Source organism: Alteromonas sp. KS69 (genome assembly GCF_003989595.1).
Taxonomy (GTDB): Bacteria; Pseudomonadota; Gammaproteobacteria; order Enterobacterales; family Alteromonadaceae; genus Alteromonas; species Alteromonas naphthalenivorans.
On sequence record NZ_PYHU01000020.1, the window covers coordinates 16,938 to 34,047 of the forward strand.

The following is a 17,110-nucleotide window of genomic DNA, read 5'->3' on the forward strand; positions in this document are numbered from 1 at the left end:
AGTTAGCCACGCTTTCCTAATGAAGCGACATTGGCTGGTAAAGGAATGATGAGAATATTCATTATTTTAGCCAACTTTCGGTAATGGCAATGAAAAGCCATTGAACTGAATGGTGGCATGGGTAAGAATAACGCCCACATTAAGATATACAGCAAAGCAGCTCTTTAAGGTTGAACAAAGGGATTTTGCCCACAGTGTTCCCTTAGCGAAATTCAGCTACAAAATAAACCAGGAGACAACATGCCCTCTCGTCGTGAACTTGCCAATGCCATCCGTGCTTTAAGCATGGATGCTGTTCAACAGGCCAAATCTGGTCACCCAGGCGCCCCTATGGGGATGGCCGATATTGCCGAGGTACTATGGGGTGATTTTCTATCACACAACCCGGCAAACCCGTCTTGGGCAAACAGAGACCGCTTTGTGCTCTCAAACGGTCACGGCTCTATGCTGTTGTACTCTTTGCTTCATCTTTCAGGCTATGAACTGCCTATTGAAGAGCTTAAGAACTTCCGTCAGCTTCATTCTAAAACACCGGGTCACCCTGAATATGGGTATGCACCGGGTGTTGAAACTACCACTGGCCCACTTGGTCAAGGCGTTAGCAACGCAGTAGGTATGGCGCTAGCTGAAAAAGTATTAGCGGCGCAGTTTAACCGTGATGGTCATGATATTGTCGATCACTACACCTACACCTTCATGGGCGATGGCTGCCTGATGGAAGGTATTTCTCATGAAACCTGTTCACTAGCGGGCACATTAGGCCTGGGCAAACTTATTGGTTTCTGGGATGACAACGGCATTTCAATTGATGGTGAAGTAGAAGGTTGGTTTACCGACGACACACCAGCACGCTTTAAAAGCTACGGCTGGGAAGTGATTGAAGGTGTTGACGGTCATGACGCTGAACAAATTAAAGCCGCTATTGAACAAGCTAAATCGAACAGCGCTCAGCCAACGCTAATTTGCTGTAAAACGGTGATTGGTTTTGGTTCGCCAAACAAAGAAGGCACTGAGTCTTGCCACGGTGCACCATTAGGTGATGACGAAATTATTGCTACCCGCGAAAAGCTTGGTTGGACCCACGGTGCGTTTGAAATTCCAGACGACATTTATGCCGGTTGGGATGCTAAAGGCAAGGGCGGCGATGCTGAAAGCGCGTGGAACGACGCCTTCGCAGCATATGAAAGTGCATACCCTGAATTAGCCGCTGAATTTAAGCGTCGTGTAAATGGCGAATTGCCAGCAGACTTCAGCGATAAAGCGGATAAAATCATTGCTGATTTGCAAGCTAACCCGCAAAACATTGCGTCACGTAAAGCATCACAAAATGCATTAAATGCATTTGGTCCTTTGTTACCAGAACTTCTAGGCGGCTCTGCCGACTTAGCCGGTTCAAACCTGACTATTTGGGATGGCAGTAAAGGCGTTGAAGCCACTGACGCATCGGGTAACTACATTTATTACGGTGTACGCGAGTTCGGTATGTCGGCCATGATGAACGGTATTACCCTTCATGGTGGTTTTAAAGCGTACGGTGCTACTTTCCTAATGTTTATGGAATACGCTCGCAATGCGGTACGTATGGCGGCGCTTATGAAGCAACCTGCTATTTTCGTATACACTCACGATTCGATTGGTTTGGGTGAAGATGGTCCAACGCACCAACCTGTAGAGCAAGTAGTGGCACTGCGTGCTACACCAAACCTAGATAACTGGCGTCCATGTGACCAAGTTGAATCTGCTATTGCATGGAAGTTCGCGATTGAGCGCAACGATGGTCCTTCAACGTTGATCTTCACTCGCCAAGGTTTGCCTCAGCAAGAACGTAACGAGCAGCAAGTTGCTGACGTGGCCAAAGGTGGTTATGTGCTTAAAGATTGTGCAGGCACGCCTGAATACATCTTTATTGCTACAGGGTCTGAAGTTCAACTTGCTGTTGAAGCAGCAGATAAACTAAGTGCAGATGGTAAAGCGGTTCGCGTAGTTTCTATGCCTTCTACCGACGTTTTCGACCGTCAATCAGCGGATTACCGTGAAAGCGTATTGCCTTCTAGCGTAACTAAGCGCGTTGCAGTTGAAGCACTATCGAAAGAAAGCTGGTACAAGTACGTAGGTTTCAACGGCGCCATCATTGGGATGGATACGTTCGGTGAATCAGCACCAGCAGGTGACTTGTTCAAACATTTCAATATTACTACTGAAGCAGTGGTAGAGGCAGCATTGTCTCTTAGCTAACGAGGTCACCGCAGTCTATGGTAAACATTGCCATAAACGGGTTTGGTCGTATTGGTCGCAATGTATTGCGTGCGCTTTATGAAAGCGGGCGCAATAACCACTTTAATGTGGTTGCGATTAATGATGTCGCCGAGCCAGAAGGTATAGCTCACTTATTAAAATACGATACCGCCCACGGGCGGTTCGGTTTTGATGTGACACTAGAAAACAACACACTGAACGTGGCAGGCGATGCTATTTGCTTGTTGGCACAGCCAGATATCAACTTACTGCCTTGGCGTGAAATAGGGGTAGATATTGTGCTGGAATGCACAGGTAAGTTTGATGATAGAGTATCGGGGCAGTCACATATTAATGCAGGCGCAGAAAAGGTACTTTTTTCCTCGCCAGGCTCGCCAGATTTAGACAACACTATCATTTTTGGTACTAACGATGACACGCTGAAAGCGGAGCATAAATTGGTGTCTAACGGGTCGTGCACTACTAACTGTATCGTGCCGGTTATTCAAGCGCTTGACGCGGCCTTTGGGGTTGAAAGCGGCACGATTACCACTATTCACGCTTCTATGCACGACCAGCAAGTAATTGATGCTTACCACCCAGATTTACGCCGTACTCGCGCAGCCAGTCAGTCTATTATTCCAGTAGACACACGGTTAGCGGCGGGAATTGAGCGTATTTTGCCTAAATTTGCAGGTAAATTTGAAGCTATTGCGGTAAGGGTGCCAACCATTAATGTAACTGCAATGGATTTAAGTGTAACCTTAGGTACGCAAGTGACTATTGCGGATGTCAATCAAGCACTGAAGCGAGTGAAAGCAGGGCGATTACAGGGTATTTTAGATTACACTGAAGAGCCGTTAGTTTCTGTTGATTTCAATCACGATCCTCACTCTTGTATTGTGGATGGTACGCAAACCCGCGTAAGTCATAAGCAGCTGGTAAAAACACTGGTGTGGTGTGACAACGAATGGGGTTTTGCAAACAGAATGCTCGACACTGCGCAAGCAATGTATGACGTAAGCTAATTAAGAATTTTGCTGCCAAGGTTGGTAGCGCCAGCCTTGGCAGCTCTCACAGTTATTCGATTAACAAGGGAAAGACTATGGCAATTCCAAGTATGAGCGATTTGGCCCTAAGCGGTCAGCGCGTATTAATTAGACAAGATTTAAACGTGCCAGTTAAAGATGGTGTAGTCACCTCTGATGCACGTATTAAAGCTTCCATTCCTACTATTAAAGCTGCGCTAGATGCTGGCGCTGCGGTAATGGTCATGTCCCATTTAGGCCGCCCTACTGAAGGTGAGCCTGCGGAAGAATTCTCACTTCAGCCTGTTGTGAATTATTTGAACGACGCGTTAGACGTACCAGTAACCCTAGAAAAAGACTATTTAGACGGTGTTGATGTTGCACCTGGCTCGTTAGTTATTCTAGAAAACGTACGCTTTAACGAAGGTGAGAAAAGCGACGACGAAACCCTATCAAAGCAATATGCAGCCCTTTGCGATATTTTCGTGATGGATGCATTTGGCACCGCGCACCGTGCACAAGCGTCTACACATGGTGTGGCAAAATTTGCTACTAAAGCGTGTGCAGGCCCTCTTCTTGCTGCTGAATTGGACGCGCTAGGCAAAGCCCTAGATAACCCTAAACGTCCAATGGTAGCCATTGTAGGCGGATCTAAGGTATCAACTAAGCTTACCGTACTTAAAACCTTAGCTGAAAAAGTTGACCAGCTTATTGTTGGCGGCGGTATTGCCAATACCTTTATTGCTGCACAAGGCCATAACGTAGGTAAGTCGTTGGTTGAAATGGACTTAACGGAGCAAGCTACGCAGTTGATGAGCGATGCAGTATCAAATGGCGGAAATATTCCAGTGCCTACCGATGTGGTAGTGGGCAAAGCCTTCGATGAAAACACAGAAGCGACACTTAAAGCCGTTAGTGATGTCGCTGACGACGACATGATTTTTGATATCGGCCCAGATTCATCAAAAGCCCTTGAGAGCATTATCAAAAATGCGGGTACTATTGTATGGAATGGTCCTGTAGGTGTATTTGAATTTGAACAGTTCAGTGCAGGTACAAAGGCGTTAGCTGAGGCTATTGCTGATAGCGATGCGTTCTCAATTGCAGGTGGTGGTGATACACTGGCAGCAGTAGATAAATATGAAATCGCTGATAAGATATCTTATATCTCTACAGGTGGTGGTGCGTTTCTAGAGTTTTTAGAAGGCAAAACATTACCTGCAGTAGCCATGCTAGAAGAAAAAAACAAATAAAATTAGCAGACTACTAAAAAATCGATTCCGATTTTCGCCGGCGATACATTGAAGTACGTCGGCATATAACGATAAACCCTACACCTGTTCTTAGAGCAGTATTATAAAAAAGGAGTGTTGCAATGGCATCACAAGCACAGCAGGCCATGCTAGATAAACTTAAAACGCAAGTTGGTTTTATTGCAGCTTTGGATCAAAGCGGCGGTAGTACACCAAAAGCGCTACGTTTATATGGCATTGAAGAGTCAGAATACAGTTCTGACGAAGAAATGTTTAACCTTGTTCACCAAATGCGTACACGTATTATCACCAGCACCCCTTTCAGTGGCGAGCGTGTTCTAGGCGCTATTTTATTTGAAAATACCCTAGACCGTGAAATTGAAGGTATGTCTACTGCCCACTACTTGTGGCAGAAGAAGCGCGTTATCCCTTTCTTGAAAGTGGATAAAGGGCTTGTTGAAGAGAACAACGGTGTACAGGTGATGAAGCCGATTGTTGGTCTAGATGCGTTACTGGCTAAAGCCGTAGCCCAAGACGTTTTTGGCACCAAGATGCGTTCAGTGGTAAAACTGGCTAATCATCAAGGTATTAAAGATGTAGTAGAGCAGCAGTTCGAAGTGGGTAAGCAAATCATCGCAGCAGGTTTAGTACCTATCATTGAACCTGAAGTAGATATTCATAGTCCTCAAAAAGCGGAAGCAGAAGCACTGCTTAAACTTGAAATTCTTACTCAGCTTAATTTGTTGAGCGAAGGTCAAGAAGTGATGTTAAAGCTTACACTGCCTAATGAAGCTAACTTCTATAAAGAGCTTGTTGATCATCCTCGTGTACTTAAAGTGGTAGCATTGTCTGGCGGTTACAACCGTGAAGAAGCTAATGCGAAACTTTCAGAAAACCAAGGCATTATCGCAAGTTTTTCAAGAGCACTAACTGAAGGTGTTTCTGACAAACAGTCTGATGACGAGTTTGAAGCGACACTAGACGGTGCGATTGAAGGTATTTACCAAGCTTCAAAAGCATAAGTTTTATTGTTTAAAAGGGGCGCTTGTCAGCGCCCCTTTTTTATTAATTATGTCCCGTCCTAAAATACGTTGACATAAAAACGTAAAAAGGGAGCATTAATGCTCCCTTTTCTGTTGCTCACTAACCGGCTTATTTAATAGAAAGGGTTAAGTCTAGCGCCTTCCAATACGCACTTTCTCGAACTAAGTCGGCGGCTAGGATGGGTTTTTCTTCCAACCAATCTTTAGGAAAAGTAAGGCTTAAGCCGTTCTTATCTGCATCAATCTCTATATCCGGCAAGAAGCCTTCTTGGCGTTTGATATTGAGCAACGCGCCAATACGTAATAAAGCGATAAGCTTTTTAACGGCCGCTAAATCGTACAAGTTAAAGTTGGGAAAATCGTTAGCCCGCACTTTCTTTCTATGAAAACGTACTAGGGTGGCCAATAATTCTTGTTGTTCTTGCGTAAACCCAGGCATATCTACGTTAGCGAGAATATAGGCACTGTGGCGCTGCACACCGCGCGAGTTAATTTGAATGCCCACTTCATGCAACAACGCCGCCCAACCCAACATGCTTTTAAAGTCGTGGTGTTTAAGTTTCCAGGCTTTTTCAGCATGGCTAAAGAGGTTAAGTGACGTGTTAAGCACAAGCGTAGCTTGCGCGGTATCCACATCGTAGCGGGTAGCTAAGCTGCTAGCTGTTCTGCCGCGTATATCGGCATGATGCAGCTCATCTTCCATCTGGTAAATCACGCCTTCGCGTAATGCGGCAGGGGAATAAACCAAAGTGTCTATTTCTAGCGCTTTAAATACTGCCACTAATATAGCCAAACCGCCGGCAATAACCACGCGTCTGTCTTCGGTTAAATCAGGGTAGTTAAGTTTGTCGATATGACCTGCACTAATAAACTGCTTCATTAAGTTACGCAGACTCTTGAGCGTAACGGGTATATCGTGGTCGTTGGGTCTATCTTGTTGGCATAAAGTGAACAACGAGCGAATTGTGCCCGACGTACCAACACATTGTACCCAACCCAGCTTGCGGTACTTATCTTGAATAAATTCCAGCTCTTGTTCAGCCGCAGTAATGGCCAGCTCAAAAGATTTGTTTTTTAATGACCCGTCTGGGAAGAATCGCTTAGTGTAGCTAACACAGCCCATTTGCAAACTACGGCAAATAAGCGGGTTGAAGCCCTCGCCAATCACAAATTCTGTTGAGCCCCCACCGATATCCACCACTAACTGCTGTCCATCAGCATGGTTAGTATGTGCTACGCCAGAGTAAATCAGGCGGGCTTCCTCCACGCCTGAAATTACTTCTACAGGGTAGGGCAGAATATCTTTCGCGGCATTAATGAAGTGGTGGGCGTTTTTGGCTTTGCGCAGAGTGTGTGTGGCCACAATACGAACCGAGTCGGGTTCGAAACCGCGTAGACTTTCAGCCACAATACGTAGCATCTTTAAACCACGTTCCATGGCTTCATCAGACAAAATATTGTCGTCGTCCAACCCCTCAGCTAACCTTACTTTTTGTTTAACGCGATGCAGAATTTGGACAGACCCAGCAACAATACGCGCTACCACAAGGTGAAAGCTATTCGAGCCAATATCTAACGCGGCTACTTTATTAACCTCACGGCTTTCAACGGTATCAAAAACGGATTCATGCTGAGTCATTTCATGCTGAGTCATTTCATGCTGAGTCATTTAAGGTTTTATTTTCCTGCTTCTTTTTCTTCTTCTTTCACAAGATAGTCGTAAATCTCTATTTGTGAACGTAATTTCTTGCGATTGCCTCGAGCAACGTACTTGTTGCTTTGTTCCTTGTCAATCACTCTCGCTTTAAGCGTATCACGGAATTGTATATCCATAATATCGACAATGCGCTGTTGCAGGTTTTTATCGTAAATAGGGCAGCCTACTTCTATGCGGTTGTCCATATTGCGGGTCATCCAGTCAGCAGAAGAAATAAACACTTTTCTCTCACCGCCGCCTTCAAATACCATCACCCTAGGGTGCTCTAAGAACCTATCGACAATAGAGATGATTTCAATGTTTTCGCTAATACCTTTTAAGCCAGGTATTATGGAACACATCCCGCGAACAATACCGCGAATTTTCACCCCTGCTTGACTGGCCCGATACAAATCATCCATTAATTCCTTATCAACAAGGTTATTAATCTTAAAGGTAATTTGCGCAGGACGGCCTTCTTTTAAATGCTGAATTTCTTGACGAATAAGTGACTGAATTCGGGTTCTCGCGTTTAACGGTGAAATCTGCAAATGCTGAAATTTATACCGGCGGAAAGGGTATTGAATAAGGTCAAATACTGCCACCGCTTCATTGGCCAATTCTTGGTTTCGAGTGAATAAACTGTAATCGGTATAGATTTTTGCGGTTTTTTCGTTGAAGTTACCCGTACCAAAATGCGCATAGTTAATCATCGCGCCACGTTCTTCGCGGGTGATCACGCAAAGCTTCGAGTGAATTTTTAAGGTTGGCACGCCGAGCACTACGCGAATACCCGCATCGGTCATGCGTTTAGACCATTCAATGTTGGCCTCTTCATCAAAGCGAGCGCGCAGTTCTACCACTACGGTCACCTTTTTACCGTTATCAACGGCATCAATGAGCGAGTTGATAATGCGAGAGTTACTGGCCACACGATAAATATTAATGCGAATAGATTTTACGCTGGGGTCGAATGCTGCTTGGCGGACAAATTCGGTAACATGTAAGAATCGGTGATATGGGTAATACAGTAGAATATCGTGGGCGGTAATGGCATCGAATACCGTATTAAATTTGGAAAAAGCATTGCTGTCGATAGCCGGCAGCGGAGCATGCTCTAAATATTCGCGGCCCACGTTTGGAAAGCCAATGAAATCTTTAAAGTTACGATAGTGCCCTGCAGCATGCATGGTATCGAGTTTTGTTATACGTAAACGCTTACGTAAATCCTGCATCATATCTTCAGGCATATCGTTGTCGTAAATAACCCGAACAGGCTCGGCAATTAAGCGCTGTTTCATGCTCTCAGACATTTTTTCTACATAACTTTCGTCAATCTCGTCATTGATAGAGTATTCGGCGTCTCGGGTCATCTTGAATGAAAATGACTCGACTTCGTCAAATTTAACAAAGCCGCGGAAAATGTCTTCCAAGCTAAGCTGAATCATGTCATCGAGCATAATAATATGCTTTTTCTTTCGACTCTTTTCCGGCGGAATAAGCATAAAGCGAGACATTTCAGACGTAGGCACCTGAATAACCGCATAGCGCGTGTTGCGGTCTTTACGGCGCAGCGCGACATACAAATAAACAGATGTGCCATTTAAACGGCTTAACAAGTCCATTTTCTTGTCAATAATGATAGGGGCTATATGGCGAAGCACCTTATTGACGAAGAAGTTACGTACCCACTGCTTTTGATACTCGTTTAATTCATGCTTTTGCAGAATATGAATATTGTATCGCGCGAGCGCTTTTAAAACGTCTTTATGAATATGGTCGAACTTGTCGGAAAGCTGAACAACCTTTTGCTGAATAATCGCCATTAGCGCGGTTTGCTTTTCCGCTTCTTCTTCGTTGCCATCATTTTGGGCAATGGTTATTTGGCGTTTTACGTCAGCAGCACGAACACGATAAAATTCGTCAAGGTTGTTGGAGTAAATACCTAAAAAACGAATACGTTCTACTACAGGGTTGTTCTTATCTGCAGCTTCCTGCAAAACCCTTTCATTAAATGCTAACCAGCTAAGTTCTTTGGGATAATATAGTTCTGGGTTATCCATAATTTATCGTTTTTTCACTTCTTAAAATGGCCAAAGACTGACATCAGTCAATGACATTACTGTGACAACCCTTAGATATAATAGGGTTAATTCGTAGTCCCTTACCTCAACGAGGTGATTTGAAACCTTTCTGTGTCGCTAGGGCCTTATTGCTTGGCCTGTATATCCACTACCAAGTCGTTCGCCAACGATTCAAGGGCGTCTTGCAACGCATCGTCATCAAACCCTTCAGGCACCGCAATAACTGCATTAGCTTTAAAGATTAAACTTCCCCAGTTAGGTGCGCTTTCGCAGCGTGATGAGAAGTTGAGGATGTTAAGGTTAAATTGGTTTAGCACCGAGGTTAACTCTTGCACTATGCCGGCTTTGTCGTTGCCCATTACATCAACGGTAAGTTGATTGGTTAATGAATTGGGCGATGTATTCACTGCCACAGACTGAACCGATAAATCGGAAATGGCATTTAGCGCGTCGACAAGTTTTTCGTTTTCGTCAGCGGGAACGTGTACTTCAACAAAGCCGGTAAACATGCCTGCCATATGTGCAAAGCTAGAGCCTTGCCAATTACCTTTGTGCTTGTAGATGCACTTAGCTAGCGTATCAACCAAACCAGGCTTGTCTTTACCCATAATACTAATAATGAGCGATTGCATGAGAAACTCCTATTACAGAATCTGTAGAAATACGTTTGCTACTGTGGTTTTACGGTAATACCATAAGCCACACTGAAAAAGCGCTACTGGTTAGTATTGTTAATAAACCTTGATAACAACAGTGTTTGAGGCTGCATACTTTAGGCGTTATTCACCGGAACTAATCCAAAAGTTTTCGCTTGCTATTAGCATAACAAAACTTACACTGCTCACCAGTGTAATTTACACCTGATAATATTATTAAATAAGAATGACTTCCTACAGCGATAGCATCAATAAAAAACGCCAGCGCAATGATAAGTGGGGGCGATATATCGTCACCGGCTTTGGTGGGCTGGTATTGCTGACGCTGGTTATCTTAATTTCGCACCTTGTTAGTCAGGCTTTACCTCTGGCGTTAGTGCCTAATATTGAGAAAGAGCACCAGCTTGCATTGCCCGAAGGTAGCCAAGTAGAAAGCGCTGGAGATTTGCTTGGCGGTCAATTAGTGGTAACTAACGGTGAAGATTGCCGTTTAAGCTTATATGGCTACAAACGTCACGATTTCGCTAAGCATCACGACTACATTCGCCCTTGTGATCATCAATTGGCGACGACCTCTTTAATGGGCGAAAATGCAATTGTGGATATTTCTGCTGGCGGGCAAGTTCGGGTGGTGCCCGTCAGATCGTTAGCGTATCGCAGTGTAATAATCGCGAATCATTCAGACCCTTTAGCTCAACCTTCAAGCCTTGTGTCCTCTACAATATCTTTTGCTCTACCGGGCAAGTATTGGTCACAAACTACGTCTTGGCAATTTGCGTTCTCATCTAAGTGGGCGGCAATAGCGCTACATACACCATCGGGGACTTTTATTCGCTGGGTGAACCAGCTTAACCCCACGCAAATGATTGATAAGTTCTTTGCCAATGTTGATAAAATACATTTGTTGCCTGGTGCACAAATGATGTTGGTAGAAAAAGAAGCACACTTGTTCCTTTCACGTCTTTTCGAAGATGAATCACAGCTCTCGCTGTTAGCGTCTTTTGATAAACTCAGCCGTAATGACATTGCTATTTTATCTCTAGAGAAAGACAGAACGTTTTTCTTACAAGATGGCACTAACCAAGTCACCCGCTGGGTATTACATCGCGATGCGAACACGCTCGGTTTCATTGAAACCTACCAGTTCCTTTTGAACGCGGACGAACGGCTGATTGATATAAAAGAGCATGCCAGTATTAATGTGGTGGCAGCGCTTACCGATAAACAACGCCTACTATTTATAAATCGAGTATCAGGTGAAGTGGTTACGACAATTGATTTGCCTGAACCCATGCAATCAATCTCTTGGTTTGGCAACCGTCTTTACGGCTATAACGATGATTCTATTTTCATTTGGCGGGCGAATAATTTAAGCGGCATTACTACGTGGCGGTCGCTATTTGCGCCGCAACATTATGAGGGATATACCGAAGCAGATACGGTGTGGCAAACCACAAACGCCACGGATTTCCAAGAGGCCAAGTTTAGTCTTACGCCGTTAATTATAGGTAGCTTGAAAGCGTCGCTACTGGCTTTGTTTATTGCTATACCGGTAGCAATAGGTGCAGCGATATACACCGCCTTTTTTGCAAAAGAGCGACTTCGCCATGCCCTGAAGCCCGCTATCGAAATGCTAGAAGCTGTTCCCAGTGTGCTTATTGGTTTTATCGCTGCCATTTGGCTAGCCCCCATGGCTGAACAGTTTCTATTTTCTTTTGCTTTTTTTCTTATTGTTGTTCCATTTGTACTCATTGCCGTGGCGTTTTTTCAACGCCCTGTTGCCGACCGCCTACCCGCTAAACTTCGACATGGCGCTGAGTTGGGCTTTGCGTTACTTGGCGTTTTTATATTGGGTTACATTAGTGTGGCATGGGCGCCAGAATGGTTCTTTAGCTTAATTAATGTAGATGGTTTTGACATGCTAGCCGCTGAGTCTGATAGCCCCATAGGAAAAACGACGATAGTGGTGGCGATAGCCTTAGGTGTGGCTATTTCACCGAGTATTTACTCCATTGCTGAAGATGCCATTGGGGGCGTGCCCGATGAGTTAAAGCATGCATCATTTGCGTTGGGCGCCACGCGGCTTCAAACCCTTAAATATATAGTACTGCATGTAGCGTTTCCGGGCATTATGGCGGCGATTATGCTGGGTTTTGGTCGCGCATTCGGGGAAACCATGATTGTGCTCATGGTGACGGGAAACACCCCAATATCGAGCTGGGGCTTAATTGAAGGCTTACGGGCATTAACGGCCAACTTAGCCATAGAATTACCCGAAGCCGATGTGTCATCTGCACACTATCAAATTCTGTTCTTTACCGCTGGCATACTGTTTGTTTTCACGTTTGTTGTAAATACGATTGCTGAATTTACTCGTCAACGCTTACGCAGTAGATCTTATTATGAATAATATGTTCAAAGGCGGCTTTAATGCCGTTCATCGCCAGTCGCTAGTGATATCGTTAACGGCGTTTTTTACTAGCTTGCTGTTAATTGCTTTGGTGAGTGTGTTGTTCCTTATTACCTTTCGTGGTGGTGCGTATTTTTGGCCTGAGCCCATTTATGATGTGACATATAAAGTTACCGGAGCCAATGAAAGTGCTAAATCCGAACATAAAATGTTCGCTCAGCTTTATATGGCAGACGAAGTAGAGCAAATATATCAAGTTCACTTTGCTGACGAACAAAGCCCTTACGGCTCACAAATGCAGTTGGCCAGTGCGGATATTATTAACAAAGAACTTGCTTACGGCAGTGCCGAAATAAAAACAAAAGATGGTCGCTTTGTATTGGGACAGCCAGAGTTTTTATCTACACCAGACAGCCGACGGGAAGACTTGTCGCTGTTTTCAGATATTCAAAACAGAGTATCGGCACTAAGTGCTCAAATTGAGAAAATTAGACGCGAGCGACTATCGCCCATTCATGAATCTTTGGCATCACTAGATAGCAAAGGTGTTGATCAAAATGCACCGGCAAGAGAGCGCTTAGAGACTCAGTTTGAACGCTGGCAGCATGAAGTTATTCATCTAGAGGAAGAGCGAGACGAATACGAACTCAGCGTCACTTTTGCCAATGTGCAAGCGTACGCTATTCGGGTGTCGGAAATTAAAAGCGTCGATTATGTAAGCCAGCTTAGCTATTTTGAAAAATGGCAGGTGGTATTTAGTCGTATTGCTACCTTCCTTACTGATTCTCCCAAACAGGCGAATACGTCTGGAGGGGTATATCCCGCGCTATTTGGCACCGTGCTGATGGTATTTTTAATGACCATTATCGTGACGCCTTTTGGCGTACTTGCGGCTATCTATTTGAGTGAATACGCTCCAGATACGCCGTTTACCACCGCTATAAGAATAAGCGTTAGTAATATGGCGGGCGTACCTTCAATTGTTTACGGGGTTTTTGGTTTAGGCTTTTTTGTTTATACCTTGGGTGGCAATATAGATGCACTTTTCTTTGCTGATAGATTGCCAGCGCCCACCATGGGGACCCCAGGTGTGTTCTGGGCGAGTTTGACCATGGCTATTTTAACCTTGCCAGTCGTTATTGTTGCCACCGAAGAAGGCTTGCGGCGGGTACCAGAAGGGTTGAAGCGGGGAAGTTATGCACTTGGCGCCACCAAGGTAGAAACTATCGCTAAAACCATTCTGCCCATAGCGTCACCCGGAATAATGACAGGCGTCATTTTGGCAATCGCTAGGGCGGCAGGCGAAGTCGCGCCTCTAATGCTGGTTGGAGCGGTGAAATTTGCTCCTACGCTACCTATAGATGGAGAGTTCCCGTATCTGCATTTAGAACGTCAATTCATGCACTTGGGCGTACTTATTTATGATGGCGCTTTTCATAGTCATACTGATGCGAAGAATTCTTCAATGATGTTTGCCGCCTGCTTGCTACTGCTAATAGTGGTATCTGTATTGAATGTGCTGGCAGTTATACTAAGAACGCGGTTAAGAAAGCGCTATTTACAAGGGTAACCTTTTACATGCTGAAGTTGTTTGAACGCAATACGCTCAACGTGGCCGACATCACTGATGACACCACGGCTATCGATGTGCGTAACCTTAATTTATGGTTTGGAAATAAGCATGTGCTTAACGACATTTCTATGCGTATTCCAAAAAACAAAATCACCGCATTAATCGGGCAAAGTGGGTGCGGGAAATCTACCTTGGTTAATTGCTTCAATAGGCTTAACGATTTGTACGATGGCTGCAAATACGAGGGTGAAATTAATATTGGTGGTCGCAACATCAATAGTAAAAAAGTGAACGTGTCGCGGCTGCGTACCCAAGTAGGTATGGTATTCCAGCGGCCTAATCCTTTTCCCATGAGTATATACGATAACGTATGTTACGGACTTCGCCTGCAAGGCATTAAAACTCGTCGCCATCTAGACGATGCGGTAGAAAGCGCATTAAAAGAAGCAGCGTTATGGGATGAAGTTAAAGACAGGTTGTTTGAGTCGGCTAATGCATTATCCGGTGGTCAGCAACAGCGCCTTGTTATTGCCAGAGCGCTAGCACTCAAACCCGACATTTTGTTGTTAGATGAGCCTACCTCAGCGCTAGACCCATTAACGACCTTATTCATTGAGGAGTTGATGGCTGAGCTTAAGAAGCGTTGTACTATAGTGATTGTTACCCACAATATGCAGCAAGCCTCTCGAGTTTCAGATTACACGGCGTTCTTCCATCAGGGGCGATTGGTTGAATATGCAGACAGCGATTCGCTATTCACTATGCCAGAGAAGAAACAGACTGAAGATTATATTACTGGCCGCTACGGCTAATTAGCAAAATCAGCAGTAGTGAATAGGAGCGATACAATGCGTCAGGTTGCACTTAATACCCATATTTCCGGAACCTTTAATATTGAGTTGGAAAATTTAAGAAACTCGGTATTAACCATGGGCGGCGAAGTAGAACAGCAATTATTAGATACCTTAAAAGCGCTTAAATTAAACCACCCTGGCTTGGCAGAAAAAGTGGTGTTGAATGACCTTAAGATTAACTCTATGGAAATCCAGATAGATGAAGAATGTATTCGAATTATCGCCAAGCGCCATCCTACGGCAAGCGATCTGCGCTTAATCATGACCATTTCTAAAGCCATCACCGACATTGAAAGAATGGGCGACGAAATAGAACGTATCGCTAAGCTGGTCACCCGTAATAAATTACCCAGCTCTGACACTATTAAAAGCAGCATGTTGTTAATCGGCGAACGTGTAGCGGCGATGATGCGGGGTACGTTCGATGCGTTTGCGCGTCAGGATGAAAGTGCAGCCTTGGCGGTGTATAAACAAGACAACCGAATAGACAGCGAATATAAACGCCTGCTTACCTACACCACCACAGAAATGGAAAAAACCACAGAAGATATGCAAGACTGGCTAGACGTGTTGTGGGCCATGCGTTCCTTAGAGCGGATTGGAGATAGGTGTAAAAACGTGTGCGAATACGTAGTTTATTTAACCAGGGGGACGGATGTAAGGCATACGCCGCTAGAAAACATTCATCAAAAGTTAGAAGATTTGAGTTAAAAAATGCTCAAAAACTGTCACAAAACCGCAACACTTGCCCAAATTATCATCGTATGAATTTAATTCCGTTGCGTTTTCTGTTTTTTCGTAGATTTTCACTATGGCTCTGCAGACGATTACGCTATCATGCGCCGCAGCAAAGTATAATTCGTGCAAAAAATAATCTAAGCCTTTGCTAAGAATCGTTTTGCCGTGTAACTATCATTTTTTGTCTTCATCATAGCCGTACATTTGTCGGGTGATGTGGCAGTAGCTAGCTTAAATCGCGTAAAGATCAGGAGCGGTTATCCGTGGAATTTTTCGAGAGTTATGGTCTCATTCTTATTCTCCTTGCTGCCGGTGTCGGCTTCATTATGGCTTGGGGTATTGGTGCAAATGACGTCGCCAATGCAATGGGAACATCTGTTGGTTCTAAAGCGTTAACAATAAAACAGGCAATTGTTATTGCCATGATTTTTGAGTTCGCCGGAGCATACTTGGCGGGTGGGGAAGTAACCTCTACCATTCGTAAGGGTATTATTGATCCAGAGTATTTTTCCGCTATTCCTGAGTACCTCGTACTCGGTATGATTTCGTCTCTGTTTGCAGCAGGTATATGGTTAGCCTTTGCATCTTGGCTAGGATGGCCTGTATCTACTACGCATTCTATTATTGGCGCTATTATCGGCTTTACCGCAACTGGCGTTAGTATGGACGCGGTAGCATGGGGCAAAGTAGGCGGCATTGTTGGTAGTTGGGTAGTGACGCCAGCTATTTCGGGCATTATTGCATACCTTATTTTCATGAGTGCCCATAAACTTATCTTTGAAACCAAATCTCCGTTTGAAAATGCCAAGCGTTATGTTCCGTTCTATATGGCACTAGCAGGCTTCATTATGTCGCTAGTTACCATTAAAAAAGGGCTTAAACACGTGGGCTTAGAAATGAGCGCCGTGAACGGTTATATATTGGCTGTGATTATCGCTATTATATTAGCCATAATTGGTAAGTGGTTTATTGGTCGCATGAAGTTCAGCGGTTCAGAAGACGCTGATTTACAAGCTGCCAATGTGGAAAAAGTGTTCGCCTTACTCATGGTTGTTACTGCCTGTTGTATGGCATTTGCGCATGGTTCAAATGATGTTGCTAACGCTATTGGGCCATTGGCTGCGGTAGTGAGTGTGGTGACATCTGGCGGTGAAATTAATGCCAGTGCCAACCTCGCATGGTGGATTTTACCGCTTGGTGGTTTGGGTATTGTGCTTGGTTTAGCCATATTCGGTCACCGCGTCATTAAAACTATCGGCCAAGGTATTACTCACCTTACGCCAAGCCGTGGTTTCGCGGCCGAATTAGCGGCAGCTACTACTGTAGTGATAGCGTCAGGAACCGGTCTTCCTATTTCAACTACGCAAACCCTTGTGGGCGCGGTGTTAGGTGTGGGGCTGGCCAGAGGCGTGTCTGCGCTTAATCTCGGCATCGTAAGAAATATTGTGGTGTCGTGGATTGTTACCCTGCCTGCAGGCGCAATTCTTTCCATTATTTTCTTCTTCGCACTGAAGGCAGCTTTCGGCGTTTAATTGCCTAT

At 44.6% G+C, this 17,110-nt stretch carries 12 protein-coding genes; 9 read left to right on the plus strand and 3 right to left on the minus strand.

From position 1 onward, the window contains the following. Positions 1–240: 240 nt before the first annotated feature. From tkt to C7Y69_RS13310, 4 genes are all read left to right on the plus strand, one after another. On the plus strand, positions 241–2,235 hold the full coding sequence (gene tkt / locus C7Y69_RS13295) for a transketolase (protein ID WP_126873046.1): 1,995 nt from the start codon (positions 241–243) through the stop codon (positions 2,233–2,235). Between the two features lie 17 nt (positions 2,236–2,252). Beyond that, positions 2,253–3,263 (plus strand): erythrose-4-phosphate dehydrogenase, encoded by a 1,011-nt coding sequence (gene epd, locus C7Y69_RS13300; RefSeq protein WP_126873047.1) that lies wholly within the window; start codon positions 2,253–2,255, stop codon positions 3,261–3,263. Positions 3,264–3,340: 77 nt separating this feature from the next. Next, a complete protein-coding gene (locus C7Y69_RS13305) occupies positions 3,341–4,516 on the plus strand; it encodes a phosphoglycerate kinase (RefSeq protein ID WP_126873048.1) in 1,176 nt (391 codons plus the stop codon). Positions 4,517–4,638: 122 nt separating this feature from the next. Beyond that, positions 4,639–5,538 (plus strand): fructose bisphosphate aldolase, encoded by a 900-nt coding sequence (locus C7Y69_RS13310; RefSeq protein ID WP_126873049.1) that lies wholly within the window; start codon positions 4,639–4,641, stop codon positions 5,536–5,538. Positions 5,539–5,668: 130 nt separating this feature from the next. Here the strand turns inward: C7Y69_RS13310 and ppx are convergent, their stop codons facing one another. From ppx to C7Y69_RS13325, 3 genes are all read right to left on the minus strand, one after another. After that, positions 5,669–7,198 carry an exopolyphosphatase gene (gene ppx / locus C7Y69_RS13315; RefSeq protein WP_041453025.1) on the minus strand — a complete coding sequence of 510 codons (1,530 nt, stop codon included), beginning with the start codon at positions 7,196–7,198 and terminating at the stop codon, positions 5,669–5,671. 38 nt (positions 7,199–7,236) lie between these two features. Then, positions 7,237–9,318 carry a polyphosphate kinase 1 gene (gene ppk1, locus C7Y69_RS13320; protein WP_013785316.1) on the minus strand — a complete coding sequence of 694 codons (2,082 nt, stop codon included), beginning with the start codon at positions 9,316–9,318 and terminating at the stop codon, positions 7,237–7,239. Between the two features lie 146 nt (positions 9,319–9,464). Continuing rightward, positions 9,465–9,971 carry a glycine cleavage system protein R gene (locus C7Y69_RS13325; RefSeq protein WP_126873050.1) on the minus strand — a complete coding sequence of 169 codons (507 nt, stop codon included), beginning with the start codon at positions 9,969–9,971 and terminating at the stop codon, positions 9,465–9,467. Between the two features lie 250 nt (positions 9,972–10,221). On the opposite strand from C7Y69_RS13325, the gene C7Y69_RS13330 reads away from it, so the two are divergent. The 5 genes from C7Y69_RS13330 (at position 10,222) to C7Y69_RS13350 (ending at position 17,102) form a co-directional block, all read left to right on the plus strand. After that, positions 10,222–12,405, plus strand: a complete 2,184-nt coding sequence (locus C7Y69_RS13330; RefSeq protein WP_126873051.1) for an ABC transporter permease subunit — start codon at positions 10,222–10,224, stop codon at positions 12,403–12,405. Further along, complete coding sequence (gene pstA / locus C7Y69_RS13335) at positions 12,398–13,975, plus strand: phosphate ABC transporter permease PstA (RefSeq protein WP_126873052.1); 1,578 nt, start codon at positions 12,398–12,400, stop codon at positions 13,973–13,975. The genes C7Y69_RS13330 and pstA overlap by 8 nt, the downstream gene beginning before the upstream one ends. Positions 13,976–13,983: 8 nt before the next feature. Beyond that, positions 13,984–14,790: a phosphate ABC transporter ATP-binding protein PstB gene (gene pstB, locus C7Y69_RS13340; RefSeq protein ID WP_013785312.1), complete on the plus strand. Its 807-nt coding sequence runs from the start codon at positions 13,984–13,986 to the stop codon at positions 14,788–14,790. A 36-nt stretch (positions 14,791–14,826) separates the two neighbouring features. Then, positions 14,827–15,543, plus strand: coding sequence for a phosphate signaling complex protein PhoU (gene phoU / locus C7Y69_RS13345; RefSeq protein WP_013785311.1), 717 nt, complete (start codon positions 14,827–14,829; stop codon positions 15,541–15,543). A gap of 290 nt (positions 15,544–15,833) precedes the next feature. Next, positions 15,834–17,102, plus strand: a complete 1,269-nt coding sequence (locus tag C7Y69_RS13350; protein WP_013785310.1) for an inorganic phosphate transporter — start codon at positions 15,834–15,836, stop codon at positions 17,100–17,102. Positions 17,103–17,110: the final 8 nt, after the last annotated feature.

Coding starts and splice junctions, on each gene's coding strand:
- pstA (WP_126873052.1), top strand. CDS start 12,398: ATGAATAATATGTTCAAAGGCGGCTTTAATGCCGTTCATCGCCAGTCG.
- phoU (WP_013785311.1), top strand. CDS start 14,827: ATGCGTCAGGTTGCACTTAATACCCATATTTCCGGAACCTTTAATATT.
- C7Y69_RS13325 (WP_126873050.1), bottom strand. CDS start 9,971: ATGCAATCGCTCATTATTAGTATTATGGGTAAAGACAAGCCTGGTTTG.
- ppk1 (WP_013785316.1), bottom strand. CDS start 9,318: ATGGATAACCCAGAACTATATTATCCCAAAGAACTTAGCTGGTTAGCA.
- C7Y69_RS13305 (WP_126873048.1), top strand. CDS start 3,341: ATGGCAATTCCAAGTATGAGCGATTTGGCCCTAAGCGGTCAGCGCGTA.
- ppx (WP_041453025.1), bottom strand. CDS start 7,198: ATGACTCAGCATGAATCCGTTTTTGATACCGTTGAAAGCCGTGAGGTT.
- epd (WP_126873047.1), top strand. CDS start 2,253: ATGGTAAACATTGCCATAAACGGGTTTGGTCGTATTGGTCGCAATGTA.
- C7Y69_RS13310 (WP_126873049.1), top strand. CDS start 4,639: ATGGCATCACAAGCACAGCAGGCCATGCTAGATAAACTTAAAACGCAA.
- C7Y69_RS13330 (WP_126873051.1), top strand. CDS start 10,222: ATGACTTCCTACAGCGATAGCATCAATAAAAAACGCCAGCGCAATGAT.
- pstB (WP_013785312.1), top strand. CDS start 13,984: ATGCTGAAGTTGTTTGAACGCAATACGCTCAACGTGGCCGACATCACT.
- tkt (WP_126873046.1), top strand. CDS start 241: ATGCCCTCTCGTCGTGAACTTGCCAATGCCATCCGTGCTTTAAGCATG.